Origin of the sequence: Klebsiella grimontii (assembly GCF_900200035.1) — a bacterium.
GTDB lineage: Bacteria > Pseudomonadota > Gammaproteobacteria > Enterobacterales > Enterobacteriaceae > Klebsiella > Klebsiella grimontii.
On record NZ_FZTC01000014.1, the window covers coordinates 349,474 to 362,216 of the forward strand.

The following is a 12,743-nucleotide window of genomic DNA, read 5'->3' on the forward strand; positions in this document are numbered from 1 at the left end:
ATAAGCGCTATTTATTGTCGCGCAGGCTATCAATAAAGGGCGCCAGCTGGCGATTAAACTGGCTGCATTTTGTCGCTTCCGGGGTACTGTCCTGCTGGAGCTGTTGATATAGCTGCGTGCTGCGCTGGCTTAAAAGATTCGCGTCAATATTCGCCCATCCGCGCTTTTTACCCACGTTTATTGCCGCACGGTTAATCGCTTCATCGGCGGGCAGATCGCTGCGGTTGCACTTATTCTTCAGATAGCGCGCCCCGGCGGCGACGGAGGCAAGCTGCTCTAGCTGGGCCTGACCGCTCACGGCAGGACTGAGGGTTGTCGGGCGATTTTGCTGACAACCTGAGAGCAGGGCGGCCGCCATCAGCGGAAATAGAATAAAGTTGCGCATAATATATTAATCGGAAAAATTAATTGGCTGACAGTTTAACAAATATTTATCCGTAGTCATCAGAAAATCTGCCAAATTATCAATGTTAAGCCGCTCGCGTTTTTATCATTGCGCGCTTTTAAATTTCTTTTTCTTTCATCTGCGTTATTTCTTTTTGCTGGCGGAAATACTATTTTCCGGCGTTACCGTTCCGCTTTCTTTTGGCGGTATGCAGAAGGAGACGGGCGGACATGTTTATGTTGTTAAAAAACATAATAATTTCCCTTTTGTTACCTGATGAGCATGTAAAATGCTGGTTAAGAATGTCACGGTTTAGTGCTATCCTGTATCGCCTGGACAATCAGTTCCGTGTCCCGAACTATTCTGTCGATGAAGCCGGTAACAATGTGATTTGTATGGTGAATTTTTAAAGTGAAAATCATGCGAGCGACATGATAACGCGTCGCGCAGTTCATAAATGGTCGCCTGAAAGCCAAAACGGTCGGGCGTCAATTTGAGAGATTTCTTCTTTCCCCCAATCGGGGAAACATTGAGAATCAGGCTTTTACGCCTGTAAGTTGCGGAGAAAAAGCATGGCGGGAGATGACCGCGAGCCGATCGGACGTAAGGGGAGACCCTCGCGCCCGGCAAAACAAAAGGTAACTCGCCGTCGGGTTCGGGAAGAGGACTACGACGACGATTACGATGATGACTATGAGGATGAAAAACCGATGCCGCGGAAAGGAAAAGGCAAAGGCGGTAAACCCCCTCGTCGTAAACGGGCCTGGCTATGGCTGCTGATTAAGATTGGGGTCGTCTGCGCGGTGTTGATTGCCGCCTATGGCGTCTACCTCGATCAGAAAATCCGTAGCCGCATTGACGGTAAAGTCTGGGATCTGCCCGCCGCGGTCTATGGCCGGATGGTCAACCTTGAGCCGGATATGCAGATCAGCAAAAACGAAATGGTGCGTCTGCTTAACGCCACGCAGTATCGCCAGGTGAGCGCGATGACGCGCCCGGGCGAATATACGGTACAGGCCAACAGCATCGAGATGATCCGCCGTCCGTTCGATTTCCCGGACAGTAAAGAAGGACAGGTGCGCGCGCGTCTGACCTTCAACGGCGATCGCCTGGATACCATCGAGAATATGGATAATAACCGCCAGTTCGGTTTCTTCCGTCTCGATCCGCGCCTGATCACCATGCTGCAATCGGCCAACGGCGAACAGCGTCTGTTTGTTAAGCGCAACGGCTTCCCGGATCTGCTGGTCGATACCCTGCTGGCGACGGAAGACCGCCATTTCTACGAACACGACGGCATCAGCCTCTACTCGATTGGCCGCGCGGTGCTGGCGAACCTGACCGCCGGGCGTACGGTGCAGGGGGCGAGTACGCTGACCCAGCAGCTGGTGAAGAACCTGTTCCTCTCCAGCGAACGTTCCTACTGGCGTAAGGCTAACGAAGCCTATATGGCGCTGATCGTTGATGCCCGCTACAGCAAGGATCGTATCCTTGAGCTGTATATGAACGAAGTGTATCTCGGTCAGAGCGGCGATAACGAGATCCGCGGCTTCCCGCTGGCGAGCCTCTATTACTTTGGCCGTCCGGTGGAAGAGCTGAGCCTCGATCAGCAGGCGCTGCTGGTGGGGATGGTAAAAGGCGCGTCGGTCTACAACCCATGGCGTAACCCAAAACTGGCGCTGGAGCGACGCAACCTCGTGCTGCGTCTGCTGCAGCAGCAGCAGGTTATCGATCAAGAGCTGTATGACATGCTGAGCGCGCGTCCGCTGGGCGTACAGCCGCGCGGCGGGGTTATCTCTCCGCAGCCGGCGTTTATGCAGATGGTGCGCCAGGAGCTGCAGGCGAAACTGGGCGACAAAGTGAAAGATCTCTCCGGCGTGAAGATCTTCACCACCTTCGACTCAGTCGCGCAGGATGCGGCGGAAAAGGCGGCGACGGAAGGTATTCCGGCGCTGAAGAAACAGCGTAAGCTGCCGGATCTGGAAACCGCGATGGTGGTCGTCGATCGCTTCACCGGCGAGGTGCGGGCGATGGTCGGCGGGGCGGAGCCGCAGTTTGCCGGCTATAACCGCGCAATGCAGGCGCGCCGTTCAATTGGTTCACTGGCAAAACCGGCGACCTATTTGACCGCGCTAAGCCAGCCGAACCAGTATCGCCTCAATACCTGGATTGCCGATGCGCCTATCTCGATTCGCCTGTCTAATGGCCAGACGTGGTCGCCGCAGAACGACGACCGTCGCTACAGCGATAGCGGTAAGGTGATGCTGGTCGATGCGCTGACGCGTTCGATGAACGTGCCGACGGTGAACCTCGGGATGGCGCTGGGCCTGCCGGCGGTGGTCGATACCTGGACTAAACTGGGCGCGCCGAAGAATCAGCTGAACGCGGTTCCGTCGATGCTGCTGGGGGCGCTGAACCTGACGCCGATTGAAGTGGCGCAGGCGTTCCAGACCATCGCCAGCGGGGGCAACCGCGCGCCGCTGTCAGCGCTGCGTTCCGTTATCGCCGAAGATGGTACCGTGCTCTATCAGAGCTATCCGCAGGCGGAGCGCGCGGTGCCGGCCCAGGCGGCTTACATGACGCTATGGACCATGCAGCAGGTTGTGCAGCGCGGTACCGGTCGCCAGCTGGGCGCGAAGTATCCGGGCCTGCATCTGGCGGGTAAAACCGGGACCACCAACAACAACGTTGATACCTGGTTTGCCGGTATTGACGGTGGTCAGGTGACCATTACCTGGGTGGGTCGCGATAATAACCAGCCGACCAAGCTGTACGGCGCCAGCGGCGCAATGTCCATTTACCAGCGCTATCTGGCAAACCAGACCCCGACCCCGCTGGTGCTGACGCCGCCGGAAGACGTGGTGGATATGGGCGTCGATGGCAGCGGTAACTTTGTCTGCAGCGGCGGCATGCGCTCGCTGCCGGTATGGACCACCACGCCGGACGCGCTGTGCCGCCAGGGCGAACAGATCCAACAGCAGCAGCTCCAGCAGCAGCAGGCGAATAATCCGTTCAACCAGTCCGGGCAGCAGCCGCAACAGCAGCAAAACCAGCAGCAGCAACCGCCGAAGCAGGAGAAGAGCGATGGCGTCGCGGGCTGGATTAAGGATATGTTCGGCAGTAATTAACGTTCCGCTTCATCCTTTAAGCCGACGCTTCGTCGTTTAAATGGATGCTAAAATAGTGGCCCTCTAATACCTCAGTATTAGGGGGCCTTTTTATATCGATAAATTAATTAACACCCGCTTAACTCCACACTTACCGTCTGGTTATTTATTCATCCTTTGATATTTCGTCAGGGGCATATTTCTTGCCTTGCCGCGATCGTTTCGCCTATTATGTCAGCCGTTATAATAATAATTCTCGTTTACGTTATCATTCACTTCTATTAGAGATATACCCATGGCGCGTCTTAAAACTGCTCAGCCAAATCACTCGCTGCGTAAAATCGCAGCTGTAGTAGCCACGGCGGTTAGCGGCATGTCTGTTTATGCACAGGCGGCAGTTGAACCGAAAGAAGAAACCATCACCGTAACCGCCGCTCCGGCCCCGCAGGAGAGCGCCTGGGGACCGGCAGCGACCATCGCGGCGAAACATTCGGCGACCGCAACAAAAACCGATACACCCATCGAAAAAACGCCGCAGTCTATTTCCGTAGTGACCCGCCAGGAAATGGAGATGAAGCAGCCGACGACGGTTAAAGAAGCGCTGGCCTATACGCCGGGCGTATTCTCGACTCGCGGCAGCTCAACCACCTATGACGTAGTGACGATTCGCGGCTTCACCACGTCGACGACGGTGAACACCAACCAGTATCTGGATGGGATGAAGCTGCAGGGGAATAACTATTCTGAAGTGTCGATGGACCCCTATTTCCTTGAACGTGTTGAAGTGATGCGTGGGCCAACGTCGGTGCTGTACGGCAACAGCAACCCTGGCGGTATCGTCAGCATGGTCAGCAAGCGACCGACCACTGAGCCGCTGAAAGAAATCCAGTTTAAAATGGGTACCGACAATCTGTGGCAGACGGGGTTTGATTTCAGCGATGCCATTGATGATGACGGGGTGTGGTCGTATCGCCTGACCGGTTTGGGTCGCAGCCAGGATGCCCAGCAGCAGATGGCGAAATCGACCCGCTATGCGGTCGCGCCCTCCTTTAGCTGGCGTCCGGATGACAAAACGGACTTCACTTTCCTGAGTAATTTCCAGAGCGATCCCTATGCCGGGTATTACGGCTGGCTGCCGCGTGAAGGGACAGTGGTGCCGTATTACGACGCCAACGGTAAGGCGCACAAGCTGCCGACGGACTTCAACGAAGGCGAAGCGAATAATAAGATGTCTCGCCGTCAGCAGATGGTCGGCTACAGCTTCTCGCACCAGTTTGATGACACTTTCACCGTGCGTCAGAATCTGCGTTATGCGGATGTCCATACCCTGTATCGTTCAGTCTACGGCAACGGATATACGCCGACAGGCAAAATCAACCGCGCGTATGTTCGCTCCGATGAGCATCTCAATACGTTCACCGTTGATACCCAGCTGCAGTCTGATTTCGCAACCGGCGCGGTAGGGCACACTCTGTTAACCGGCGTGGATTATTCGCGCATGCGTAATGATGTTAAGGCCGACTACGGGACGGCTTCCGCGATTGACATGCAGAACCCGCAGTATGGCAATCCAGACGTCAGCGTTAACTTCCCCTATTCGGTGCTGAACCGCATGGAGCAGACCGGCCTGTACGCGCAGGATCAGATGGCGTGGGATAAGTGGGTGATGACGCTGGGTGGCCGCTACGACTATGCGATGGCTTCCACCCTGACGCGCCCTGCGAATACCCTCGCCAAAAATCACGATCAGCAGTTCACCTGGCGCGGCGGCATTAACTATCTGTTTGATAATGGTATCTCGCCATACTTCAGCTACAGCCAGTCCTTTGAGCCGGTTTCCGGATCGTCGCGGGATGGCAAACCCTTCGATGCTTCCCACGGCGAACAGTACGAAGCCGGCGTGAAGTACGTACCGAAGGATATGCCGGTTGTGCTGACCGCCGCGGTATATCAACTGACCAAAGATAAAAACCTGACGGCGGATCCGAACAACTCCTCGTTCAGTATCCAGACGGGCGAAATCCGCTCACGCGGGATTGAGCTGGAGGCGAAAGCGGCGGTTAACGCCAACGTCAACGTAACGGCTTCCTATACCTATACCGACGCCCAGTACCAGCATGACACCACCTTTAACGGCAAGCGTCCGGCGGAAGTGCCGCGCAATATGGCGTCGCTGTGGGCAGACTACACCTTCCACGAAACCGCGCTGAGCGGCCTGACGGTGGGCGCCGGGGCGCGCTATGTCGGTTCAACGGTAAGCTATTACAAAAACAATACTTCGACGGGAAAAAAAGACGACTCCTTCAACGTCGCGGGCTACGCGTTAATGGATGCTACCGTGAAATATGATCTGGCGCGCTTTGGTCTACCGGGTTCGTCGATCGGGGTCAACGTCAACAACCTGTTCGATCGCGAATACGTTTCCAGCTGCTACAGCGAATACGCCTGCTACTGGGGCGCTGAACGCCAGGTTGTGGCGACCGCGACTTTCCGTTTCTAACCACTTAACGGGCGCGGTTCGCCGCGCCTCTGACCAGGTTCCGTTATGCAGGAAAACATTCCGCACTCCGATACGACGTTTTCACTGGACCGCGTGACCTTCCGCGTGCCCGGCCGAACGCTGCTGCATCCTCTGTCGTTAACTTTCCCGGCGGGAAAAGTCACCGGCCTGATTGGCCATAACGGCTCCGGCAAATCAACGCTGCTGAAAATGCTTGGCCGCCATCAGCCGCCGTCGGATGGGGATATTTTGCTCGACGGCCAGCCGCTCGACAGCTGGGGCAGCAAAGCGTTTGCCCGCAAAGTCGCCTATTTGCCGCAGCAGTTGCCACCGGCGGAAGGCATGACGGTGCGTGAGCTGGTGGCGATCGGCCGCTACCCGTGGCACGGGGCGCTGGGGCGTTTTGGCGCGGCGGATCGGGAGAAAGTGGAAGAGGCGATTGCGCTGGTCGGGCTAAAACCGCTGGCCCAGCGGCTGGTGGACAGCCTCTCCGGCGGTGAACGCCAGCGCGCGTGGATTGCCATGCTGGTGGCCCAGGATAGCCGCTGCCTGCTGCTTGATGAACCGACCTCGGCGCTGGATATCGCCCACCAGGTGGATGTGCTGGCGCTGGTTCATCGCCTCAGCCAGCAGCGCGGGCTGACGGTGATCGCCGTCCTGCATGATATCAATATGGCGGCGCGCTACTGCGACTATCTGGTTGCGCTGCGCGGCGGTGAGATGATCGCTCAGGGAACGCCCGCGGCGCTGATGCGCAGCGAAACCCTGGAACAAATTTACGGCATCCCGATGGGGATCCTGCCGCATCCGGCTGGCGCAGCGCCAGTAAGTTTTGTCTATTGATGGAAAACCTCACATTCATCACGCGGCGGCGCCTGCTGACCGCGATGGCGCTGTCGCCGCTGCTATGGCAGATGCGCGGCGCGCGGGCGGCGGAAGTGGATCCGCAGCGTATTGTCGCGCTCGAATGGCTGCCGGTAGAGCTGCTGCTGGCGCTGGGCGTCACGCCCTACGGCGTTGCCGATATCCCTAACTACAGGCTGTGGGTCAATGAACCGGCGCTGCCTGATTCGGTGATTGACGTTGGGCTGCGCACCGAACCCAATCTGGAGCTGTTGACGCAGATGAAGCCGTCGTTTCTGGTCTGGTCGGCAGGATATGGCCCGTCGGCGGAAAAGCTGGCGCGTATTGCGCCCGGACGAGGATTCACCTTCAGCGACGGCAAGCGTCCGCTGATGATGGCTCAGCAGTCGCTTAGCGAAATGGCTGACCTGATCGGCAGGCAGCAGGAAGCGAAGCGCCATCTGGCGGAATTTGACGCGCTGATGGAGAGCCTGCGTCCGCGCTTTGCCCGTCGCGGCGATCGCCCGCTGCTGATGATTACCCTGCTTGATACCCGCCACGTGCTGGTCTTTGCGCAGAACTGTCTGTTCCAGGAAGTGCTCGACCGCTTTGCCATCAACAATGCCTGGCAGGGCGAGACCACCTTTTGGGGCAGCGTCACCGTCGGTATTGACCGGCTGGCGGCCTACAGAGACGCCGACGTTATCTGCTTCGATCACGGCAATGCGCGGGAGATGGCGCAGCTCACGGCGACGCCGCTGTGGCAAGCGATGCCGTTCGTTCGCGCAGGGCGTTTTCAGCGCGTCCCGGCGGTGTGGTTCTATGGCGCGACGCTATCGGCGATGCATTTTGCCCGCGTGTTGGCCGATGCTCAGGGAGGCCCGGCGTGAGATCGCGTATTTCGCCTTTGGCGACATCTCTGCTGTTAACTCTGCTTATCGTCGCTGCTGCGCTGACGCTGTTCAACCTCAACGTGGCGCTGCCGCGAAGCGAGTGGGGACAGGCGCTCTGGCAGCCGAGTATCGATAATATCGCCCAGATGCTGTTCCACTACAGCCTGCTGCCGCGGCTGGCGATATCGCTGCTGGTCGGCGCCGGGCTGGGGCTGGTGGGCGTGCTGTTCCAGCAGGTGCTGCGTAACCCGCTGGCGGAGCCGACGACGCTCGGCGTGGCGACCGGGGCGCAGCTGGGCATGACGGTCACCACGCTATGGGCAATCCCTGGCGTGCTGGCGTCGCAGTTTGCCGCGCTGGCCGGGGCCTGCATTGTCGGCGCGCTGGTGTTTGGCGTGTCGTGGGGCAAACGCCTCTCGCCGGTGACGTTGATTCTGGCAGGCTTGGTGGTGAGTCTCTACTGCGGCGCGCTTAATCAGCTGATGGCGATCTTCCATCATGACCAGCTGCAAAGCATGTTCCTGTGGAGCACCGGCACCCTGACGCAGACCGACTGGAGCGTGGTGCAGCGGCTGTGGCCGCAGCTGCTGGGCGGGGCGATTCTGACCCTGCTGCTGCTGCGTCCGCTGACCCTGATGGGGCTGGACGACGGCGTGGCGCGCAATCTCGGTCTGGCGCTTTCTCTGGCGCGGCTGGGGGCGTTGACTCTGGCGATTATCATCAGCGCCCTGTTGGTGAATGCGGTGGGGATTATTGGTTTTATCGGTTTGTTCGCGCCGCTGCTGGCGAAGATGCTGGGCGCTCGCCGCCTGCTATCGCGCCTGCTGCTGGCGGCCCTGATTGGCGCGCTGCTGCTGTGGCTCTCCGATCAGCTCATCCTGTGGCTGGCCCGGGTGTGGATGGAGGTCTCCACCGGTTCGGTGACCGCGCTGATTGGCGCGCCGCTGCTGCTATGGCTGCTGCCGCGCCTACGCAGCATTAGTGCGCCGGTGATGAACGGTGGCGATAAAGTGCTGGCTGAACGCCAACATGTGCTGTGGTTCGCGCTGGGCGGGCTGGCGATTCTGCTGCTGGCCATCGTCGCGGCGCTGGCTTTCGGCCGCGACGCGCAGGGCTGGCACTGGGCCAGCGGAACGCTACTGGATCAGCTAATGCCCTGGCGCTGGCCGCGCATTCTGGCGGCGCTGTTCGCCGGCGTGATGCTGGCGGTGGCGGGCTGCATTATCCAACGCTTAACCGGTAATCCGATGGCCAGTCCGGAAGTGCTTGGCATCAGCTCGGGCGCGGCGTTTGGCGTGGTGCTGATGCTATTTTTCGTGCCGGGCAACGCCTTTGGCTGGCTGCTGCCCGCCGGTAGCCTCGGCGCGGCGGCGACGCTGCTGGTTATCCTGGCTGCCGCCGGGCGCGGCGGATTTTCGCCGCACCGTATGCTGCTGGCGGGGATGGCGCTGAGTACCGCGTTTACCATGCTGCTGATGATGCTGCAGGCCAGCGGCGATCCGCGAATGGCGCAGATCCTGACGTGGATTTCCGGCTCCACCTACAGCGCGACGCCGGAGCTGGTGGTGCGCAGCGGCGTGGTGATGCTGATCCTGCTGGCGCTGGCCCCGCTCTGCCGCCGCTGGCTGACGATTCTGCCGCTGGGCGGCGAGGCGGCGAGGGCGGTCGGTATGGCGCTGACGCCGTCACGCATTGGGCTACTGCTGCTGGCGGCATGTTTGACCGCGGCCGCAACGCTAACGATTGGCCCCCTCAGCTTTGTGGGATTAATGGCGCCGCATATTGCGCGTATGATGGGATTCCGGCGTACGATGCCGCATATGGCGATCTCCGGCCTGATTGGCGGGGGGCTGCTGGTGTTCGCCGACTGGTGCGGCCGGATGATGCTGTTCCCGTATCAGATCCCGGCGGGCTTGTTGTCGACGTTTATCGGCGCGCCGTACTTTATCTATCTGTTAAGAAAACAGAGCCGGTAGCTTTTCCGCATCGCGATGCCCGCCGGGCGTCGCGATGTTATAAGCCGCTTATTGATTTTCAAAGAGTGCAGCACCTCGGAGAGGCATTGCCGGGGCTGAGCAGCCCCGGCAATCAGAGTTACAGCTTCGCGAAGGCGTTACGCGCGGCGGCAACGGTGTTGTCGATATCTTCTTCGCTGTGGGCGATGGACATAAAGCCCGCTTCAAACGCCGACGGCGCCAGATAGACGCCCTCTTCCAGCATCAGGTGGAAGAAGCGTTTGAAACGCTCTACGTCGCATTTGACCACGTCCTGGTAGCAGGTCACGGTTGGCGCGTCGGTAAAGAAAATGCCGAACATGCCGCCAACGTTATTCACCACCAGCGGGATACCGGCATCGCGAGCGGCGTCCAGCAGACCCTGGGCCAGCTGGTTGGTCAGTTCGGTTAGCGTCTCGTGCACGCCGGGCTGCGCCACTTCGCTTAAGCAGGCGAAACCTGCCGCCATCGCAATGGGGTTGCCGGAGAGGGTGCCTGCTTGATAAACCGGGCCGGTCGGCGCGAGGGCATCCATCACTTCACGACGACCGCCGAATGCGCCTACCGGCATACCGCCGCCGATGATTTTGCCAAGGCAGGTTAGATCCGGCACCACGCCGTAGTAATCCTGCGCGCCGGCCAGCGCCACGCGGAAGCCGGTCATCACTTCATCGATAATCAGCAGCGCGCCGAACTCGTCGCACAGCGCGCGCAGGCCCGGCAGAAACTCCGGCAGCGGCGGGATACAGTTCATATTACCGGCCACCGGCTCAACGATGATGCAGGCGATATCCTGCGGATACTGTTCGAACGCGGCGCGAACCGATGACAGATCGTTATAGGTGCAGGTCAGCGTGTGTTTGGCGAAGTCCGCCGGCACGCCCGGCGAGTTCGGTTGGCCGAGCGTCAGCGCGCCTGAGCCGGCCTTCACCAGCAGGCAGTCGGCGTGGCCGTGGTAGCAGCCTTCGAACTTAATGATTTTGTCACGGCCGGTGAAGCCGCGGGCCAGGCGAATGGCGCTCATGGTCGCTTCGGTACCGGAGTTCACCATGCGAACCATATCCATGGTCGGGACCAGTTCGGTAACCAGCGCCGCCATTTTGACTTCCATCTCCGTCGGCGCGCCAAAGCTTAAACCGCGTTCGGCGGCTTCAATGACCGCGTTGCGGATGGCCGGGTGGTTGTGACCCAGCACCATCGGGCCCCAGGAACCGACATAATCGATATACGCTTTACCATCAACGTCGTAAAGGTAAGCGCCGTCTGCGCGCTCGATAAACAGCGGCGTACCGCCGACGCCGGTGAAGGCACGTACCGGAGAGTTCACGCCGCCGGGAATAAGTTCACGCGCAGCGTTATACAGATTTTCAGATTTGCTCATTGCCTGGGTCCTGGTTCGTGAAAAATGTTTTGTCGACTATTCTAAGTTATTCCAGGAAGGTTATGAAAGTTTTGCCCAATTGAAACAATGAGGTCGCGGCGCATTTTTTTGACGACGGCGCTTGTCCGGTTGGCTAGAATGCCCTTCTTTCTATTTGTATTACTCATCATTGATAATGGCATGAAAGCAGAAAATCCCTCTTCTTCAGCACATCAGTTCGTACGCGTTCGCCGCAGCGATGCCGTGCGTCGGTTGATTCAGCGTGATAAGACGCCGCTGGCGGTGTTATTAATGGCCGCCGTTGTCGGAACGCTGGCGGGGTTGGTCGGCGTCGCGTTTGAGAAAAGCGTCAACTGGGTGCAGAACCTGCGTATTGGCGCGCTGGTAGAGGTGGCTGACCACTGGTTTCTGGTGTGGCCGCTGGCCTTTATACTCTCCGCTTTGCTGGCAATGGTGGGCTATTTCCTCGTGCGGTGTTTTGCGCCGGAAGCGGGCGGCTCCGGGATCCCGGAAATTGAAGGCGCGCTGGAAGAGCTGCGTCCCGTCCGCTGGTGGCGCGTGCTGCCGGTGAAGTTTATCGGCGGCATGGGTACGCTGGGCGCGGGAATGGTGCTGGGACGCGAAGGGCCGATGGTCCAGCTTGGGGGCAACCTTGGGCGTATGGTGGTGGACGTGTTCCGCATGCGTAGCCCGGAAGCGCGCCATACGCTTCTGGCCACCGGCGCCGCGGCGGGGCTCTCCGCCGCCTTTAACGCGCCGCTCGCCGGGATTCTGTTTATTATTGAAGAGATGCGCCCGCAGTTTCGCTACAACCTGATCTCCATTAAAGCCGTATTTACCGGCGTGATTATGGCCACCATCGTTTTCCGTATCTTCAACGGCGATAAAGCGGTTATCGAGGTTGGTAAGCTCAGCAATGCGCCGGTCAACACCCTGTGGTTGTATTTGATCCTCGGGATGATTTTTGGCTGCATTGGCCCACTGTTTAATACGCTGGTGCTGCGTACCCAGGATATGTTCCAGCGGATCCACGGCGGCAATATCAAAAAGTGGGTGCTGATTGGCGGCCTGATCGGCGGCAGCTGCGGCGTACTGGGGCTGATTCAGCCAACGGCGTCCGGCGGCGGGTTTAACCTGATCCCTATCGCCGCGGCGGGCAATTTTTCCGTTGGCCTGCTACTGTTTATTTTTATCGCGCGGGTGATCACCACGCTGCTCTGCTTCTCTTCCGGCGCGCCCGGCGGTATCTTTGCGCCGATGCTGGCGCTGGGGACGCTGCTGGGGACGGCATTTGGTATGGCGGCGACCCCGCTGTTTCCGGCGTATCATCTGGATGCAGGAACCTTTGCCATCGCCGGTATGGGCGCGCTGCTCGCCGCCTCGGTTCGCGCGCCGTTGACCGGCATCGTTCTGGTGCTGGAGATGACCGATAACTATCAGCTCATTTTGCCAATGATTATTACCTGTCTCGGCGCAACACTATTGGCACAATTCCTCGGCGGTAAGCCTTTATACTCGACAATCCTGCAGCGCACCCTGGCAAAACAAAAGGCGGAGCAGGAAGCCAGGGCGCAGCCGGTCGGCGGGGAGAATACTTGAACGATTTACTCGGGTATTGGATAATGGCTCAAAAGGTCGGG

General features: G+C 59.1%; 8 protein-coding genes. 6 read left to right on the top strand and 2 right to left on the bottom strand.

The features are described from left to right. Positions 1-7: 7 nt before the first annotated feature. Entirely contained in the window at positions 8-385 is a 378-nt protein-coding gene (pulS, locus tag KOSB73_RS07350; RefSeq protein ID WP_024360350.1) for a GspS family T2SS pilot lipoprotein variant PulS, read from the bottom strand. 572 nt (positions 386-957) lie between these two features. On the opposite strand from pulS, the gene mrcB reads away from it, so the two are divergent. The 5 genes from mrcB (at position 958) to fhuB (ending at position 9,704) form a co-directional block, all read left to right on the top strand. After that, the gene (mrcB, locus tag KOSB73_RS07360; RefSeq protein ID WP_004872057.1) at positions 958-3,513 is read left to right on the top strand and encodes a bifunctional glycosyl transferase/transpeptidase; all 2,556 of its coding nucleotides are present in this window, start codon (positions 958-960) and stop codon (positions 3,511-3,513) included. A 274-nt stretch (positions 3,514-3,787) separates the two neighbouring features. After that, on the top strand, positions 3,788-5,992 hold the full coding sequence (gene fhuA, locus KOSB73_RS07365) for a ferrichrome porin FhuA (protein WP_064342191.1): 2,205 nt from the start codon (positions 3,788-3,790) through the stop codon (positions 5,990-5,992). A gap of 45 nt (positions 5,993-6,037) precedes the next feature. Beyond that, entirely contained in the window at positions 6,038-6,835 is a 798-nt protein-coding gene (gene fhuC / locus KOSB73_RS07370) for a Fe3+-hydroxamate ABC transporter ATP-binding protein FhuC (RefSeq protein WP_024360353.1), read from the top strand. Beyond that, a complete protein-coding gene (gene fhuD, locus KOSB73_RS07375; protein ID WP_049085787.1) occupies positions 6,835-7,725 on the top strand; it encodes a Fe(3+)-hydroxamate ABC transporter substrate-binding protein FhuD in 891 nt (296 codons plus the stop codon). Before fhuC ends, fhuD begins: the two co-directional genes overlap by 1 nt. Continuing rightward, positions 7,722-9,704 (top strand): Fe(3+)-hydroxamate ABC transporter permease FhuB, encoded by a 1,983-nt coding sequence (gene fhuB / locus KOSB73_RS07380; protein ID WP_049085788.1) that lies wholly within the window; start codon positions 7,722-7,724, stop codon positions 9,702-9,704. Before fhuD ends, fhuB begins: the two co-directional genes overlap by 4 nt. Positions 9,705-9,822: 118 nt before the next feature. Here fhuB and hemL read toward each other — a convergent pair whose 3' ends face one another. After that, positions 9,823-11,103, bottom strand: a complete 1,281-nt coding sequence (gene hemL / locus KOSB73_RS07385) for a glutamate-1-semialdehyde 2,1-aminomutase (RefSeq protein WP_004129093.1) — start codon at positions 11,101-11,103, stop codon at positions 9,823-9,825. Between the two features lie 180 nt (positions 11,104-11,283). On the opposite strand from hemL, the gene clcA reads away from it, so the two are divergent. Continuing rightward, positions 11,284-12,702, top strand: a complete 1,419-nt coding sequence (gene clcA, locus KOSB73_RS07390) for a H(+)/Cl(-) exchange transporter ClcA (RefSeq protein ID WP_098067563.1) — start codon at positions 11,284-11,286, stop codon at positions 12,700-12,702. Positions 12,703-12,743: the final 41 nt, after the last annotated feature.